19 protein-coding genes are annotated in these 17,430 nt (G+C 39.7%); 5 read left to right on the top strand and 14 right to left on the bottom strand.

Annotated features, from left to right (window positions below; genetic code table 11):
- Window positions 1-24: 24 nt before the first annotated feature.
- Window positions 25-939 carry a LysR family transcriptional regulator gene (locus tag GVV20_RS02895; RefSeq protein WP_159741012.1) on the bottom strand — a complete coding sequence of 305 codons (915 nt, stop codon included), beginning with the start codon at window positions 937-939 and terminating at the stop codon, window positions 25-27.
- A 101-nt stretch (window positions 940-1,040) separates the two neighbouring features.
- Here GVV20_RS02895 and GVV20_RS02890 point away from each other — a divergent pair, with 101 nt between their 5' ends.
- Together GVV20_RS02890 and GVV20_RS02885 are read left to right on the top strand one after the other, a co-directional pair.
- Window positions 1,041-2,402 (top strand): acyclic terpene utilization AtuA family protein, encoded by a 1,362-nt coding sequence (locus GVV20_RS02890; RefSeq protein WP_159741013.1) that lies wholly within the window; start codon window positions 1,041-1,043, stop codon window positions 2,400-2,402.
- Window positions 2,402-2,713, top strand: a complete 312-nt coding sequence (locus GVV20_RS02885; protein WP_159741014.1) for a DUF4387 domain-containing protein — start codon at window positions 2,402-2,404, stop codon at window positions 2,711-2,713. The genes GVV20_RS02890 and GVV20_RS02885 overlap by 1 nt, the downstream gene beginning before the upstream one ends.
- Before the next feature lie 128 nt (window positions 2,714-2,841).
- Here the strand turns inward: GVV20_RS02885 and GVV20_RS02880 are convergent, their stop codons facing one another.
- The 10 genes from GVV20_RS02880 to GVV20_RS02835 are packed head-to-tail and all read right to left on the bottom strand — an operon-like array spanning window position 2,842 to window position 10,605.
- Complete coding sequence (locus tag GVV20_RS02880) at window positions 2,842-4,230, bottom strand: oxaloacetate decarboxylase subunit alpha (protein ID WP_159649391.1); 1,389 nt, start codon at window positions 4,228-4,230, stop codon at window positions 2,842-2,844.
- A complete protein-coding gene (citX, locus tag GVV20_RS02875; RefSeq protein ID WP_159741015.1) occupies window positions 4,214-4,801 on the bottom strand; it encodes a citrate lyase holo-[acyl-carrier protein] synthase in 588 nt (195 codons plus the stop codon). The genes GVV20_RS02880 and citX overlap by 17 nt, the downstream gene beginning before the upstream one ends.
- Complete coding sequence (gene citF, locus GVV20_RS02870; RefSeq protein ID WP_159633598.1) at window positions 4,794-6,335, bottom strand: citrate lyase subunit alpha; 1,542 nt, start codon at window positions 6,333-6,335, stop codon at window positions 4,794-4,796. The genes citX and citF overlap by 8 nt, the downstream gene beginning before the upstream one ends.
- Window position 6,336: 1 nt before the next feature.
- Window positions 6,337-7,233, bottom strand: a complete 897-nt coding sequence (locus GVV20_RS02865) for an aldolase/citrate lyase family protein (protein WP_159741016.1) — start codon at window positions 7,231-7,233, stop codon at window positions 6,337-6,339.
- On the bottom strand, window positions 7,221-7,541 hold the full coding sequence (gene citD / locus GVV20_RS02860) for a citrate lyase acyl carrier protein (protein ID WP_236261792.1): 321 nt from the start codon (window positions 7,539-7,541) through the stop codon (window positions 7,221-7,223). Before citD ends, GVV20_RS02865 begins: the two co-directional genes overlap by 13 nt.
- Entirely contained in the window at window positions 7,528-8,568 is a 1,041-nt protein-coding gene (gene citC, locus GVV20_RS02855) for a [citrate (pro-3S)-lyase] ligase (RefSeq protein ID WP_159741018.1), read from the bottom strand. Before citC ends, citD begins: the two co-directional genes overlap by 14 nt.
- An 18-nt stretch (window positions 8,569-8,586) precedes the next feature.
- Window positions 8,587-8,730: an OadG-related small transporter subunit gene (locus tag GVV20_RS02850; protein ID WP_159741019.1), complete on the bottom strand. Its 144-nt coding sequence runs from the start codon at window positions 8,728-8,730 to the stop codon at window positions 8,587-8,589.
- 15 nt (window positions 8,731-8,745) lie between these two features.
- Complete coding sequence (locus GVV20_RS02845; protein ID WP_159741020.1) at window positions 8,746-9,858, bottom strand: sodium ion-translocating decarboxylase subunit beta; 1,113 nt, start codon at window positions 9,856-9,858, stop codon at window positions 8,746-8,748.
- A gap of 18 nt (window positions 9,859-9,876) precedes the next feature.
- Window positions 9,877-10,284: a biotin/lipoyl-containing protein gene (locus GVV20_RS02840; protein ID WP_159741021.1), complete on the bottom strand. Its 408-nt coding sequence runs from the start codon at window positions 10,282-10,284 to the stop codon at window positions 9,877-9,879.
- A 3-nt stretch (window positions 10,285-10,287) separates the two neighbouring features.
- On the bottom strand, window positions 10,288-10,605 hold the full coding sequence (locus GVV20_RS02835; protein ID WP_159741022.1) for a hypothetical protein: 318 nt from the start codon (window positions 10,603-10,605) through the stop codon (window positions 10,288-10,290).
- Window positions 10,606-10,781: 176 nt separating this feature from the next.
- Here GVV20_RS02835 and GVV20_RS02830 point away from each other — a divergent pair, with 176 nt between their 5' ends.
- Window positions 10,782-11,765, top strand: a complete 984-nt coding sequence (locus GVV20_RS02830) for a biotin--[acetyl-CoA-carboxylase] ligase (RefSeq protein WP_159741023.1) — start codon at window positions 10,782-10,784, stop codon at window positions 11,763-11,765.
- Window positions 11,755-12,309 carry a biotin transporter BioY gene (locus GVV20_RS02825; protein WP_159741024.1) on the top strand — a complete coding sequence of 185 codons (555 nt, stop codon included), beginning with the start codon at window positions 11,755-11,757 and terminating at the stop codon, window positions 12,307-12,309. The genes GVV20_RS02830 and GVV20_RS02825 overlap by 11 nt, the downstream gene beginning before the upstream one ends.
- Window positions 12,310-12,353: 44 nt before the next feature.
- Here the strand turns inward: GVV20_RS02825 and GVV20_RS02820 are convergent, their stop codons facing one another.
- The 3 genes from GVV20_RS02820 to GVV20_RS02810 form a co-directional block, all read right to left on the bottom strand.
- Window positions 12,354-13,754 (bottom strand): CitMHS family transporter, encoded by a 1,401-nt coding sequence (locus tag GVV20_RS02820; RefSeq protein ID WP_201287529.1) that lies wholly within the window; start codon window positions 13,752-13,754, stop codon window positions 12,354-12,356.
- Window positions 13,755-13,997: 243 nt separating this feature from the next.
- On the bottom strand, window positions 13,998-15,554 hold the full coding sequence (locus tag GVV20_RS02815; RefSeq protein WP_159740904.1) for a phosphoenolpyruvate carboxykinase (ATP): 1,557 nt from the start codon (window positions 15,552-15,554) through the stop codon (window positions 13,998-14,000).
- A 108-nt stretch (window positions 15,555-15,662) separates the two neighbouring features.
- The gene (locus tag GVV20_RS02810) at window positions 15,663-16,517 is read right to left on the bottom strand and encodes a DegV family protein (protein WP_159740903.1); all 855 of its coding nucleotides are present in this window, start codon (window positions 16,515-16,517) and stop codon (window positions 15,663-15,665) included.
- Between the two features lie 182 nt (window positions 16,518-16,699).
- Here GVV20_RS02810 and GVV20_RS02805 point away from each other — a divergent pair, with 182 nt between their 5' ends.
- Window positions 16,700-17,425: a hypothetical protein gene (locus tag GVV20_RS02805; RefSeq protein ID WP_159740902.1), complete on the top strand. Its 726-nt coding sequence runs from the start codon at window positions 16,700-16,702 to the stop codon at window positions 17,423-17,425.
- The last annotated feature ends 5 nt before the right edge of the window (window positions 17,426-17,430 follow it).

Raw genomic sequence — 17,430 nt, 5'->3', positions numbered from 1 at the left:
TCGACACATTAACGTCGATGCTTTTTATTTATCCAATTTCAACACTTCCATTTTGATAAGCGTGATTAAATAGTTTGCGGCCTCCTGATTTTCAAGCGATTCTGAAATATATCCATACAATGACCAATATCGCGGTGTTTCTAAATCAAAATGAACAATATTATCCAATTCAGGTGCAAACTCATAAATGTGGGCAGGGACAAAAGCCGCACCGATGCCCGACTCCGCAAGTTTGTACGCAGTCGCAATGTTTTCTGTTTCAAGAACGATATTTGGTGCAAAACCCAGTTCCGTAAATTGTTGATCTGAAAAGTGTCGCATCTTTTGCCCACGCTTCAAACTTATATAAGGCAATTGCTTCATAGTCTCACGATCCACAACATTGGACATAATCCCATAGTATCGCTTCAAGTCACGATTTATCGCAAGTACAATCTTCTCTTTCAATAAGCGCTCGCAACTGTATTGCGCATAGGTTCCCGATAAGTCAACTGGAGGGGAAAAGAAAGCAACATCCACGTCCTTGTGTTCTAATTTATCCGAAAGTTCAAACGTCCGCGTTTCACTAATTTCAAGTTTAATATGTGGATAACTATCTTGAAACCGGCCCAAAATTCGTGGCAACAACAAACCACTCCAATAGCGCGTGGTACCAATTCGTAAAACTGAAATCTTTTTTGCATCAACAGTCTGTAATTGCGTCCTTAATTTATCTTCAAGATGCATGATTACATAGGCCGTCTCTAGATATATTTTACCATGTTGCGTCAACTGTATAGGCGTTTGAGATCGATCAAATAACGTCACATCCAACGATTTTTCCAAATTGAGAATATATTGACTGAGTGATGATTGGGCAATATATAAATTCTTCGCAGCTTGCGAAAATGATTGTGTTTCTGCTAGCGCAATAACATATTCGTATTGTTTTGTTCGCATACTTTCTCCTATCGTAAATAACGATACATTTTATCGTTTAATAGTCTTAGACGATTTCTTATTATCATTGTACACTATATTTATAAATAAGGAGGCATTACATGGATTCTTTACGTATTTTAGTACCTACACCAATGATGGGGTATGGTTTTCCGATTAAGGAATTTGAACGTGGTTTAAGCTATAAGCCACATGCAATTGTATTAGATGCAGGATCAACCGATAGTGGTCCGCAAAAGTTAGCACTTGGCGAAATGACGTGCCCTGCATCTGCATATAAAAAAGAAATGGAAATTCTTATCCCTGCTGCAGTTAAGGCAAATGTACCACTGATTATTACATCTGCAGGCGGTGATGGAACCAACGAACACGTTGATTTATTTATGGAACTTGCTGAATCGGTTGCGAAAGCACATCAACTTGAAATCCGGATTGCTGCAGTTTATAGCGATATTCCAAAAGACACCGTCCGCGAAGCACTCAAAAAAAATAAGGTCAGCGCAATGACAAATGTTCCAGATTTAACGTTCGAAGATATTGATGATGTTACGGTTATTACCGCTCAAATGGGCGCAGAGCCTTACATCAATCTTCTGCAATCTGATAATCCACCGCATGTTATTATTGGTGGTCGTACGTATGATCCAGCACCAACTGCGGCGATTGGAATCATGAATGGATTCGATCCTGCACTTGCATGGCACATGGGTAAAATCATTGAATGTGGGGCATTATGTGCAGTTCCTTCAGGAAAGAGTGTCATCGGAACGCTTTACCATGACCATTTTACGATTGAACCTATGAATGAAAATTCTCAAGCAAAACCACACACCGTTGCAGCCCATACAATGTATGAAAAAAGTAGTCCAAGCATCCTACCAGGACCAGGTGGACAGCTTTTACTAAATGACTGCGCCTTTAGTGCCGTAACAGATTCCGTCGCACAGGTATCAGGCAGTAAATTTGCACCAGACACACAGTATCGAATCAAACTTGAAGGTGCCAAAATTGTTGGTTACCGTTCAATTACTGTGATGGGACTTCGCGACCCAATTCTTTTAAGTCAACTCGATGACGTTTTAAACTATGTACGCACCGAAGTTGCGAAAGCATTACCTGCTGAGAGTTCACAATGTACCATTATCATGCACGAATATGGACGCAATGGTATCATGCAGTCACTCGAATCGTATGACGGACCAAGTGCTCATGAAGTGTGTGTCATTGCTGAAGTGACCGGTCCAACACAAGAAATAGCGCAACTTGTAACCAACCGTGTGCGAACTACATTACTACATTATCATTATCCTGGACGCATCGCGACTTCTGGAAATATTGGCATGCCATTCACTCCTTTAGAAATTCCATTGGGTCCTGTATGTGCCTTTAATGTTTATCATTTAATGGATATTACCGATCCCATCGCTCAATTCCCAACTCGAATTAAGGAGGTTACTTTATAATGAAACTTAAAGATTTTGCTCAAGTTATACGCAGTAAAAACTCGGGTCCTTTTGAAATAACTTTTGATATAATATTCAAAAGCGAAGCTGACTACAATCACTTTAAAGACAGTCAAGCACTTACCAAAGAGTCCTTTGCGACGTTGTATCATCTAACCCCTGCTGATGTCATTACATTTGAATACTTCGACCCTGCCCGTGGTTTGAAAATTACCATACCACGCCCTTGGGCACAGGGAAGTATTGGTGAAAGTGATATGCATGGCTCGCAACAATATGCACCTTTACTCGACATCATTATTTCTGAATAACGAAAGCACCACATTGTGGTGCTTTTTTATTTGCTGTAAAAAAGAACACTGCAGGGAAAAGTGCAGTGTTCAAAGTTTCATCAAGGTCATTGGTCTTGATGTATAATACACACATTATAGGCGTGTGTTTAGATTACGATCGTTACGATTTGTTCAGGTACATCGTAGAAAGGATCTTGTTTTTTCTTAAGGAAAGGAGTAGCAATTTGTGGGAATAATGCATAAGACAAGACATCTTCTGTTGTCGTTGCAAATGCTTCCGCTTCTTTCGCAAATGTTGCCATAGCTGGCTGTAGGAGGTCAGCTGGGCGGACAGTTACGATTTCTGCATCTTTACCTACGATTTTTTCAACTATCTCAGCAGCAATCGGAGCTGGAGATTTACCATAGTAACCTTTGACGTATTCTTTAATTTCGTTTGGTATCAGTTTGTAGCGCTCACCACTCAAGACGTTCATAACGGCTTGTGTACCAACCATTTGCGATAATGGGGTAACTAAAGGAGGATATCCCATATCGGCACGCACTCTTGGAACTTCCGCAAGTACTTCTTCATATTTATCCAATTGTTTCGCTTCTTTTAGTTGTGAGAGAAGGTTTGACAACATACCCCCTGGAACTTGGTAAATTAGCGTGTTTGGATCTGTTTCGAGAACTTTTGGATTAAAGACACCACTCTCTTTGAATGTTTCTTTTACAGCTTTGAAATGATCCGCGACAATTTGGCAGTCTTCGAGGTTCACATCAATGTCGTATCCAAGTTCGCGTAATGCAATAACCATGGATTCTGTTGAGGGTTGGCTTGTCCCTCCAGCAAATGATGAGTTTGCTGTATCAATTACATCTGCTCCTGCCTCAACAGCTTTAAGGTATGTCATTTCGGCAATACCACTTGTTGAGTGTGTATGAACATGAATTGGTAATGCTGTCACTTCTTTGATGAGACGGACTAAAGTTTCAGCACGTGCTGGAGTCAGGATTCCAGCCATATCTTTAATACAGATTGAATGTGCACCCATTGCTTCCATATCTTTAACCAATTGAACATAGTATGCATCTGTATGAACTTCACTAATTGTATAGCAAATTGTCATTTGTGCATGACCACCATGTTGAATAATTGATTTAACAGATTGCTCTAAGTTTCGTAAGTCATTTAAAGCATCGAAAACGCGGATGACATCAATACCATTTTCAATAGATTTTTGGATGAACGCATCCACAACATCATCTGGATAGTGTTTGTATCCAAGAAGGTTTTGACCACGCAATAGCATTTGGAGCTTGGTATTTTTTACGTGTTTGCGGATTGTACGGAGTCGCTCCCATGGATCTTCTCCTAAAAAACGGATACATGCATCAAAAGTTGCACCACCCCATACTTCAAGACTTTCGAATCCAGCATGGTCAAGTGTTTCCAATACTGGAATCATTTGTTCTATTGTCATGCGCGTTGCAATTTGACTTTGGTGTGCGTCACGTAAGATTGTATCGGTGATTTTAACGTGTTTCGTCATTAAACGTCACACTCCCTTCTTTAATTAATATATTTTGCATTGCTTTGTGCAAAGCTTTAACTGTATGTGTTCGATTACGACCACACGCCTTACTTGATTCATTACAAATCAAGCAACGGCGGCCATCGTATCCTAGATCTTCACGAGAAAGTGATCCTTTTGAATTATAAACATCAAAGTCATAGAGTCTTCCAAGTGCATTTTGATCTTCGAGTTGAATTGTGAGTCTTTTTATGAGGTCAATTTGTGATGTATTGACGACAATGAAATATTCGATACCTGTGATGGCATTCACAGTTTTCGTATAGATCGTTTCAAGTGCTGCAGCATTCAGGGCTGCATGCAAGTGTTCAATTCCAAGTTCTAAGAGTGTTTGAATCAGTTCATTGTTTTTAACAGGACCTGGCATATTGACCTTTAATGCAATGAGAACTGCATTCGGATAAAGCGACACAAGTTGTTGTTGGAACTGAATGCGATGATCACGATGTGCAAGGACTGCTTCAAGCGTCGGAACAGGTCCTACTTCAAAAGCATCCTCTACACTCTGATCAATGTGATATTTAGTCACGTTTAACTTGGCGCACTGCATCGATTAAGCTACCATCACGGTATTCAATTAATGCAACCACTTTATCTCCATATTGAATTGGCTCAGGAGTTCCAACGATTCCATAAGCACGATCACGAAGTTCTTCAATGGTGAATTGCGGAATATCAACATTTTTGAAACGTTCGATTAGATCTTGACGTAATGGGTTAATTGCAATCCCTACTTCAGTAACAACGACATCAATCGATTGTCCTGGTGTAATAACAGTATTAACGTCATCAACAATTGTTGGGATACGTCCACGCACAACTGGTGAAAGGATAATGCTGAGTTTTGAACCTGCAGCGGTATCACTATGTCCACCTGAAGCACCACGGATTAAACCATCAGAACCAGTCATAACGTTAACATTGAATTTAGTATCAACTTCTAGAGCAGATAGTACAACGACATCAAGCATGTTAACAGCAGCACCTTTATTTCCTGGGTTTGCATACATTGAAGCACTGATTTCATAGTGTTTTTCATTGTTTTTGATGGAATCAATCGCACCACGATCAAATGATTGTGTATCAATTAATGTATCGATTAAGCCTTCTTCATGCATTTCTGCTAAGTGACCTGTAAGTCCACCTAAAGCAAATCCTGCTTTAATGTTCTTCTCAATCATTGCATCTTTTAGGTAACGTGCAACTGCAAGAGATGATCCACCTGTTCCTGATTGGAATGAGAATCCTTCTTTGAAGTATGGAGATGCTTGGATAACTTTACTTGCATATTCAGCAATTAGAAGTTCTTTAGGATCTGTTGTATAGCGTGTTGCACCTTTAGCAATCCCGTTTGGATCACCAATTGAATCAACGACAACAACGTAATCTACGTGGTTTTGTGGAATACTAATTGGTGTATTTGGGTATGGTACAAGTGTATCTGTGATGATGACGACTTTTTCTGCAAACTCTGCATCAACGCGCGCATACCCTAATGATCCACATGCTGCTTTACCATGTGATCCATTTGAGTTTCCATATTCATCTGAACTGGAAGCTCCAAGGAAGGCAACATCAATTTTAATATCGCCCATTTCGATTGCGCGTGCACGACCACCGTGTGAACGGATCACAACTGGGTTTTCCATGAGTCCATTAGAAACAGCTGCTCCAACTTTATCACGAAGTCCACTTGATGTAATATTTGTAATCACACCATTTTTGACATGGTCAATAATTGGTTCGTGAACGTTTGCGATAGAACTTGATGCAAGTGTTAAGTTTTTAATTCCAAGTTTCGCAATTTCTTCCATAACCATGTTGAGGACTTTATCCCCTTCACGGAAATGGTGGTGGAATGATACGGTCATACCATCTTTTAAACCTGTTTCAATAATGACATCTTTAATGGATTCACGTAGTTTTGATTCCCCAGGTAATACTGCAGTTACAGTTGCGGCATTACGTTGGTATGTTGGCTTGCGATCAAATTGATCAACAAACATTCCAAATTTTTCTGCGTATTCTGTAGGAATTTCACGTCCGACTTTATTTTTTGGCATATTAACGTACCTCCCCGTCTACATCGATTCCAGCAGCGCGTGCAAGCATGATGACACGCTCAGCACGTTCTACGATTGGTTTATCAATCATTTTTCCATTTAATGCAATAACACCTGAACCTTTTGCTTCAGCTTCAGCGATTGCTGCAATAACGTCTTTCGCGTTTTTGATTTCTTTGTCTGTAGGACGGTAAACGCTATTAACGATAGGAATTTGACGTGGGTTAATGACAGATTTTCCATCGAATCCGAGTTGACGAATTAATTCTGTCTCACGGCGAAGTGTTTCTGGATCATTAACGTCTGAGAAGACGGTATCAACTGCAGCAACACCTGCTGCACGGGCAGCATGTACAATCATTGAACGTGCAAAGAATAGTTCTTCACTGTTACGTTCTGGGTAACGACGTGTTTTCATTGAAGTAACATAGTCTTCTGCCCCGATAGCGATTCCCACGATACGTGGACTTGAAGTTGCAATTGCATACGCATTGAGGACACCCATTGGACCTTCAATCGCTGCAAAAATCTTAGTAGATCCTTCTTCACGACCGGATTGTTTTTCAGCTTCAAGCATAATTGCTTCAACATCAATAACATCTTGCGCTGTTTCCGTTTTTGGAAGACGAATAACGTCGATTCCTGCACGAACCATCGCATGGATGTCGTCACGACCACCTTGGGCTAAGTCGTTGATACGGACAACGGTTTCAGTTGTTCCAAAATCGAGTGTTTTTACTGCTTGGTAGACTAAGAATCGTGATGTATCTTTTTCTTTTAGTGAAATTGAATCTTCGAGGTCGAACATAATGGAATCAGCCCCGTATAAGTTTGCATCGCGTAACATTCCTGGATTACTTGCAGGAATGAACATCATTGTTCTTCTTAAACGTTCCATGATTCTAATGCCTCCCAATCGATATTTTGTGTAATACCTGATGCACGGTGAACAACTGCTATGGTACGTGCTTTAATGGTACAGTCCAATGCTCCTTGATCAACGATTGATACTTTAGCATCCGTAACTCCAAGATTCGCAAGTGTTTCCTCGACAACTTTACGAATTTGTTTTCCAAATTGGAATTCAACGCTACTTTGTAGGTCGATTTCAATTCCTTTACCAGCGTTTTGGTCAATCATAATCTGTAAATCTGATGATTCCAGCGTACCGGCTACCGCTTGATTTTTAATTTCAAATTTTGCCAATTGATGTTCCTCCATTTCGAATCTCACTGATGAGTGTTTGACCATCCTCTGACATTAAGTAGTCATAGGTGGTCGTTGGCACGAGCTTTTGAACTAGCTCTAAATCATTTTCGAAAAGCGCTTTACGGACCCTTGAAGCACTAATTACATCTCCAGTAATCTCTTTACGTGGGATAATATTTAGATGAATCTCAGGTTCTAAAACAGATTGTAAGGCTTGGTTATAGATGGCGGTTGCTTCAGAATATGGCTCTTCACCAACAAAGCGTTTCGTTATATTCATAACGGTTGCGATATTTTTGAAGATGGTTGCATCTAAAGTCGCTTGAACCGCGGTCACACTCACATCTTCTTTGAGAAAATATGACGGAAAGGTTTGATTGGATACCATATAGTTTCCAGTATCAAGGACCGTCACATTTGCAAAGTGCGCTGTTCCTTTTTCTACAAGATCACGACGCACACTCGCAGGGAATGTGGACGCATCTTCAGAAAGAACAAACACAAAGACATGGTCAGCATGCATCGTCGCATATTCAACAAGGTACTGATGTCCCTTGGTAAACGGATTTGCATTCATAACAATGGCTGCACTTACGCCTGTTTCTTTTCGATAGGGTTCGATGCGTTCAAGATAACGATCGAAACCATTCATTGCTTTTTCTAAGAATACAAGGTCTTCACCGACAGCGGCAATTTGCTTAAACCCTAAGTATTTAAAGGATTCAACCGCGCTGGGTTTTGTATAAACGTACACATTCGTGTAACCGTTGTCCAACACCTCATTCATTAAGAATGAGATAAGTTGGTTCAAGGTTCCACCTCCAGTGTACTTTTTACACACGGCGATGCATTTTAGAATATTTTGATAGATGGATCCCGTCGCAATTAACGTATCCCCTTCAAAAACTCCATAAGTATAATCGACATTGTCCTCATGACGAATGTTGGCATCGTTTAAGAACGAAACCCATTGTTCATATTCATCACGATAACGTTTGATGTGCATTCGACGAATTTCTGACATCTGGCGCACCCCTTTCGATTATTTTTTGTCTTCTGGGAAGACTTTAAGTAAGATGGCACTTGCTGCATAAATAATTAATAATGCGGCAAAGATTCCACCCATTCCAATTACCATAATTTCCAATGCTGGCATAATATCTGCCATGTTTAAGTTTAATGTCATATTGATACTCCTTTATTAAGCGAAGAACATGAGGATCATTCCACCAGCAACAACTGATGCAATTTGACCCGACACGTTCGCTCCAATAGCGTAGTTGAGTACGAAGTTTTGTGGATCTTCTTCTGTCGCAAGTTTTTGAACAACACGTGCGGACATTGGGAAGGCTGAAATACCAGCACCACCAATCATAGGATTAATTTTTTCTTTACGGAATAAGTTAATGAATTTTGCAAAGAGTACACCACCGATTGTGTCCATAATAAAGGCAACAAGACCAAACGCAATGATTAATAATGTTTGAACATTGAGGAATTCTCCCGCTGTCATTTTCATTGCAATGGTGAATCCAAGAAGGATCGAAACAAGGTTAACCAATTCATTTTGTGCTGTAAGGCTTAAACGATCAAGAACACCACATTCACGAAGTAAGTTTCCAAACATCAAGAATCCAACAAGTGGCAATGAAACTGGTGAAATAAATCCAGCAACTACTGAGATGATGATTGGGAAGAGAATCTTCGTACGTTTTGATACACCAGATGCTTTATAGTTCATCTTAATTGCGCGTTCTTTTTTAGTTGTGACTAATTTGATTGCGGCAGGTTGGATGATTGGTACTAAAGCCATGTATGAGTATGCGGCAACAGTGATTGGTCCTAAGAGCTCTGGTGCAAGTTTGTTAGCAACAAAGATTGATGTAGGTCCATCAGCAGCTCCGATAATTCCGATTGTAGCGGCTTGTGGTAACGTAAAGTTTGCGATTACTGCAACCACAATCGTAAAGAAGATTCCGAATTGTGCTGCTGCTCCATAAAGTAACATTGATGGGTTTTGAAGTAATGGTCCAAAGTCGATCATTGCTCCAATTCCAATAAAGATAAGGAGTGGGAAGAGTTCTGTTTCAATCCCTGCGGCAAAAAGAATGTTTAGAACACCTTCTGGCCCTCCTGGTTGTGTAATAAGTCCCGAGTTCGGGAAGTTAACAAGAATCGCGCCGAGACCCATTGGTACTAAAAGCGTTGGCTCGTATTCTTTAACAATTCCTAAATAGATGAGTGCTAATCCAATTACCATCATAATAATCTGTGGTATTGTGATTTGCATTATCCCCTGAATTAAAATATCCATATGTCTTTCCTTCCTTTACTATTTAATGATGACCATGACTTGTCCAACGTCAATAGCTGATCCTTTTTCTGCATAAATTGCAGCAACAGTTCCTGCTTGTGGTGCGACAATATTGTTTTCCATTTTCATTGCTTCAAGAACAAGTAATACTTGGTTTTCAGTAACTACGTCACCAACTTTAACAGCGATTGATAAGATATTTCCTGGCATTGGTGAAATAACTTCTGTTCCGCCTTCAACACTAACTGGTGCTGCTGCAGGTGCTGCTGCAGGTGCTGCTTCAGCTACTGGCTCTGCGGCTGCGACCGGTGCAGGTGCTGCTACTGGTGCAGCAGGTGCAAAGGATAAACCTTCTGGATTTCCAATTTCTTCCATTTCAACAACGTATTCTTTGTCGTTTAATTTTACTCTAAATTTTCTAAGCATATTCTAATTGCTCCCTTCCTCAGTAATACTTACCAACCTAAAGGTTGATTCTGGCTTATCGTGTGCCAGGACACTTGCTGCAATCAACGCTGCAGCTTCTTTGTCTTGATCAATACGACGGATTGATTTAATCTTAACTGTCGCATCATCAAAGCTTGTAGATAAAATTGCAGAAGCAATGACAGCTACCGTATCGTGCTCCTCTTGATCTGTGATTGCTTCAGTGAAGTCAACCAATGGAATTTGAGGGGCGGCAACTGGCGTTGGTGCTACAGTTTTATCTTCAACGGATTCTACTTTATTACGTTTTCTCCAAAACATGCCAGTACCTGCTCTTTCTACTCTCTTATTATAATGTATACACTTCTGGATATATGATTTTATGGTGTTTTTTACGTGTCTGAACATCCAAAAAACACCTATTGTAAACTATTTATATAATTTGAGTTTACAATGCCTGATTTGCATGATATTCTAGCATGCATAAGGAGGCTTTTATGACGCCATCAGTTTTAGAAATACTGGAAAACAATATGGGATCTTTTATCAGCGGTGAAACGATTGCCACCCAATTTGGGATGACACGCGCTAATGTATGGAAAGAAATCCAAAAACTTAAGGCTCAAGGCTACCGAATTGAGTCAGTTCGCAATCAAGGTTACCGCCTCGTTGATTTAAACGGTAATCTATCAAAGTCACAAATTCTAACACATGTTCACGACGGTTTGATTAAAGATGTTGAGTATTTGGAATCCGTTGATTCAACCAACACTTATGCCAAACTGCTAGCACAAGATAGTGACATTAAGGACTATGTTGTTGTTTCTGACCTTCAAACCGAAGGTCGTGGACGCATGGGACGCTCATTTTACTCCCCTTCCAAAAATGGGGTTTACATGAGTTTTATTCTGCGTCCTAACCTTGCGCTGCAAGATACGCAGCTACTCACGATTGCTGCCGCAGTAGCAGTAGTCCAAAGCATTAAACACCTTTACGATGTTGATGTTGATATTAAATGGCTCAATGATATTTATAGTCATAAACGCAAATTGTGCGGGATTTTAACCGAAGGTGAAATTGTCCTCGAATCCAGCAGTTATCGCTATTTAATTTTAGGACTTGGAATTAACGTTTATACAGATTCCCAATTACCAGAATCCATTCAAAGTATCTACACTGCTTTAGATGCCGTAGTATCCCAACCCATTGATCGAAATCAATTAGTCGGTGCTATCATTAATAATTTCTATGACATTTACCGAGGAATCCCACAGAATCGGTCGGCATTGTTGAATGAGTATAAAGCATCTAGCATTGTTTTAGGTGAAGTCGTTCATGTCAACAACGATCCAGATCAGTCTTATACTGCTGTCGATATCGACGAGCATGGCTATCTCATTGTTGAAGACGTTGAACTCAACCGTCATATTTTAAACGCTGGCGAAGTCAGCATTGGAGGAAGTTTCAAAAATGAAAACTAAAGATTTAACACTCGCTGCACTTTTTGCAGGATTTATTGCGATTAGTTCTTATATCGTCATTCCACTCCCCGTTGTTCCCTTCTCGCTTCAGGTATTTGCTGTTAGCTTAACGGCTATTTGCCTTACGCGTAAACAAGCACTTTTCGCAATTCTGACATATACCCTTATCGGTTTAATCGGACTTCCAGTTTTTGCTGGTGGTCGTGGTGGTTTTCAAGTTATCTTATCGCCATCATTTGGATTTATTCTTGGCTTTATACCTATGGTCTTCATCATCAACACGTTATTTCATAAACTCCCGAAAGGAAAACGTTGGCTTGCCTTCGGTGCTGGTAGCCTCTCGTTATATGCTGTAGCCCTTCCAATCTTGTACTTCAATCTGAAGATTAATACTGGTACGGTACTGCCACTTTCAAAGTTACTTGTCACATATTGGTTAATCTTCTTACCAACAGATTGCTTATCAATGGGACTAAGCTATGTCGTACAATCTAAGATTTTACCTTTTACGCAATCGCAGTCTCCTTCATCAGAATCGTTGTAAATAGTTACAAAAAGCTGGTATTGCGAAATACCAGCTTTAGTTTGTTATTTAAGGAATGGTACAGCACCTGTGAATCCAGCTACGAGGATGAAAATCACGAAGATTCCCAATGCCCATTTTGCTGATTCTTTTTGCCATTCACCCATATCTAACTCTGTCATTTGTAAGAGTAAGTAGATGAAGGCAACGAGTGGACTGAGTAAGTGGAATGCTTGTCCTAAGAGTGAAGCAACTCCCAACTCCATTTGTGTCCATCCGTATGTTGCACCAGCTTCTGTAAGCACTGGTAACACACCATAGTAGAATGCGTCGTTTGATAGGAAGAATGTACCTGGTGCTGACAAGAAGGCAACAACAAGACCCCAGAAACGACCAAAGCTTGCAGGAATAATTTTTGTTAAGCTAATTGCTAATGCATCTGACATTCCTGAAACTGTAAATAATCCTGTAAATACCCCAGCACCAAGTACTAAGATAACAACAGCAACTGCGTCTCCTGAGTTTTCGTGTAAACGCGTTTTTTGATCTTTAAGGTTTGGATAGTTCATCATTAATGCAATAACTGTACCTACAAGGAACAAGAATACTGATGGGAATGTTCCTTCCATCATTAGCAATGTAACAATTGTTAATGTAAGGATTAAGTTTGGCCAGAATAAGTGTGGACGACGAATTTTTAGAATTTCTTCATCATCTGTTGATGTAAGTTCAAGTAATTCTTTTTCTGATAATACTTTGATTCCAATACGTTTACGTTCTTGGAATCCCATGTAGATTGAGACACCTAACATATAGATAACTGCTAAGATCATTCCAGGTGCAACTGCACGAAGAACCTCTGAGTCCATTCCGTTTAGCTCAGGTAATACTGAGATAACGCGGGCTGTAGGACCACCCCATGGTAGTAAGTTCATAATTGTGTTCATGAGGATAACAAGAACACCCAAGTTCATCATCTTCATGCCCAGTTTTTTATAAAGCGGTATAAATGCGGTACATGTAATCAGCGTTGTTGTCGTTCCATCACCATTCAGTGATACGGTTGCTGCAACAACTGCAGTAGCGAATAAGACTTTTAATGGATCTCCATTCGCGAATTTAATCATGACTCGAGTAATTGGATCAAACATCCCTGCATCAAGCATCAATGCGAAGTAGAAGATCGCAAAGAGTAACATGATACCTGTTGTCGATGTTTTCTTAATTCCATCAAGAACAAAGTCCCCTAGAATCCAAATTTGGTCCATGAATGTGACCATTGATGGATCAGCTAGTTTTTTAATTTCAACTATTTGATCCGTGTAGAGTCCCATGAAAGACCCTGCTAATGCAAATACAAGTGGAACAATGATCAAAGCTGTAAATGGTGATAATTTTTTCTTCATTATCAAGAATAGGAATACAGCGATCATTCCCCACGCCAACACTGTTAGTGCTATAGGCATAATATTTCTCCTCCCTGTGGATAATTCTTTATCAGAATGTACATTCATCATAATGCCGGAAAGCGATTACAACAATACTTAACCAGTCCAAAAAACACTCAATAAACACCCTATACACTTGGGGTACACTATGGGATTACTCACTTATTAAGCCATATTTTCACATAAAAAGCCACGTTTGAGTGGCTTTTTACGGTTCCGCTTAAGCAAGCTTTGACAATTCACTTGTGAAAAAATAGATTATTAGTGTATCTCTTGGAGGATGTTTTTGATGATGGAATAGGTTTCTTTAGGAAGCCAATGCCATTCATCCGCATCCAATAAATATTTCTCGCGAAGGGTAAATGTACGACGAAGTTTTTCTAAATAGTCAACATCATCAAAGTTTGGAGTGAACGCATCGGATACAGCATATGACATTTTGGGAAGTGATCCGAAAGGTTCAAATACCGCAGTATCTGTTAAAATATCATGAATTACTTTCATCGTATCTTCAGGTTTAATCTTTTCACCATTGAAATATCCCGTATTCAAGATATAACCCGTAACATCCTCTGATTCAAACAGTGACTTAAACTGTGTATAATCTTCCAGAAGTGGATAGAGTCGGAATGGATTTGCATACGGTTCAATGACCAATTTTCCAACCTCATCCGTATTTTCAGCATTACTACGCGTTGTACTAATGGTTGCGCCCATAACAGCCGCTAAAACAGGATCGTCTAAACGCACGCAAGGTGGAAAGGCATCATCACGCATAATCCAAAAGACTGTTTTGAGTGGCGTATCGATCGCATCGATGCGATTATCAGTCCAATATTTTGATTTGATGGTACGACCATTACCATTTCGGACATCTTCAGTTTTTAATACAAGCTTTCCAGACTCATCACGAACTACGCCGTTGTTTTGAACCGTAATGAATGCTTCAATCGCATCATGACCCATCGGATAATCGGCAGTCTTATCAAAGTACGATGGCTCGAGTGCAATCGCCCGTTTCGTCTCTTCATGAATGATAAATGCATCATCATGTAAGACTTTAACCTCTGTAGTTGCTTTGGGTTGAGCAAATGTTATTGTAGATTTACCAGATCCCGAAAGCCCGAACGCAGCCATGACTTGTTCATGTTCACCGTCTTTCATGTATTTTAGGCCACCATGACAAGGGATATAGTTGTAGCGTTTCGCTGCATTCCATGCTAAAGAAAGAATTGCTTTCTTAATTTCACCAAAATAGTTTAGTCCTAAAATGACAGCAACATCTTCGTGAGGGTCTAAGAGTACGAGCCCATGAGGATAGTCTGGATGACGCCATTCAGGATCGACATAAATGAACTGTTCTCCCTTTGGATTTTCGATACAACCAGTTTCAAAATTCATCATTGTATTATAGAGGTTGTTTTCGTGACCTTGAGGTATCATGATGTGCACATTCATTTGAAAGTCATCATCCAATCCAACATAGACACAGGAACTGTAAAATGGCCGATTATGGTTGTTTACAATGATATCTTGAACAAGTTTAACAAATGCCATGTCTTTGGGGCTGTCGATAATATGGCGCGCACGTGCAGTTCTTCCAACGACGGAACCGTTGTTATCAACGAGAACTTTTGCATTTTGGGGAAGGCCAAGTGCTTCTGTATGATTCACAACAAGATCTGTGACAATGGTAGCAGGTGCAGTTTCTGACATGCGGTATGCTGCTTCGCGGGTTTTAACCGGAATAACGTGATTATGGTAGAACGCGGTTTCAACGGTAGACTTAAACGCTTGATGTACGTGTTTGTGGAACATGAGAGATCCCTCCTATACAAATATTTTACCATGCATTACTTCCACTCGTTGTTTTTAATCGGTTTTGTATGTTTTTTTTATGTATACAAAAAAATCACCTTGCGGTGATTAGAATTTTGGTGCCCACTGTATGGCGATAGTTCCCAGCCCTGCATGGGTTGCTACAGCTGCAGGAAGTGGAATAATATAGTATTTGAAGGTCCCTAGTTTTTCAAAAAGGTAATCACGACATGCTTCAAGAACCGCCATCCCCTCACTTTCAAGTAAGTAAAGGTCATGCGTTTCTGGTTTTACATGATGCGTCGTCATATCGTCTACAAGCGCTTGGAATGCTTTACGATCAGTACGTCCAATACTTCGTTTTTCAATAGATACCCCTTTATTTTCTAAATAGAGCATCGGTTTTACCCGAAGTAATGACGCAATTTTTTGTGCTGTCTTGGACATACGTCCACTTAACACAACTTGTTCTAATGTCTCTGGATAGACATATGAAATTGTATCCGAGAAAATTTTGTCGAGCATACTTTGAATTGTTTCAATGGATTCGCCGCGTGCGTTGTATTCTCGAATACCACGGACAGCTTGTTGAACGGGTCCTGTAATCGTATGCGTATTTATAACTGTTGTATTTTGAAGTCCACTTTCATTAACGGCTTGTTGGAATGATGGATAGGATCCGGAAAGCGCCGTACCAATACTTAGGACGAAAACATGGTCATAGTTTTCATCAACCATCGATTCAAACAATTCAATCATAAATCCAATACTTGGTTGGGATGTTGTCACACGTTCTTTATTGCGAAGTAGGTTGTTTACCTCTTCTTTTGTGATTGTCACTTCATCAATGTATGCATGGTTATTATTCATGACAGTTAAAGGCGCAATTTTCACATCAAAATGCTTGATTTCTTCAGGGGTGAACGACACGGATGAGTCGCAAACGATTGCAATTTTTTTCATGGGCATCATACTTTCTATATTTATATTAGCACGCTTAGTATACCAAATTTTTTTCTTATTTTCACAAATACTTTATGTTGTTTTTCACACTTTTGTTATTTATACACTAAAAATGCAAATGCGAATGTAGTATCTTATCCTTTATTATGATATGTTGGGATTAATAGAAATGAGGCAACCTTATGATTCAGTTAATCAATCACCTTAATTCACCCCAAGAAGTCCAAGCAAAATTGGACAAAGCCTTTGCGAAAGGGTATACGTTAGATAAAGTAAAGTTTGGGTTTCGCTTTTTTAAGAAGGAAGAAACTCCCAAAGCTGCTACCTACCTTGTTGAGCGCGAAACTGCTTTAGAACGCAAGTATCTCGTCGATAAAACTGTATTTACCCAACCCAATGTTTCTGTAACCTATTGCTTAGGTGTTGATGAGAAACAAGATACTATTTCTGACATTTTACTTGTTGATTATTACCAACATCAGAAATCGCTTTATAGTCATGTATCGTTGCGACTCAGTATCTATATCATGATTGGCTTGTATGCGCTAATGTTCCTTAGCATTATTCCTGCAGCTTTAACTGGCTGGTTATTCCTTGTTATTTTCTTATTTTTATTGCACCGCTTTGTCAGTTATCGTGCATTCTATAAAACTGTATTCAAACCGCTTTTAGACTCTACCAACTCAATTGATGTTGCGAAGGCCATTAGCCTTGTAATCGTGGCTGATCGTAAGTTGAACAGTGAGGAATTTGCGCTAATCCGTGAACTTGGAAATTTTGAATTTTCCAATGAAAAAAACGGTAAATTTGTTTACAAACTCCTCACCCTATCAAAACATAAATTGGTTCAAGAGAAATTGGACACATTAACTTCTATTGAAACGGAACTCTTTGCTACAGCACGTTAATCGTG

The sequence above is a fragment of the Erysipelothrix aquatica genome (assembly GCF_009828775.2).
Lineage (GTDB): Bacteria > Bacillota_I > Bacilli_A > Erysipelotrichales > Erysipelotrichaceae > Erysipelothrix > Erysipelothrix aquatica.
The sequence above is the reverse complement of the archived record's forward strand: the minus strand, read 5'-3'. Positions and strand labels throughout refer to the sequence as shown.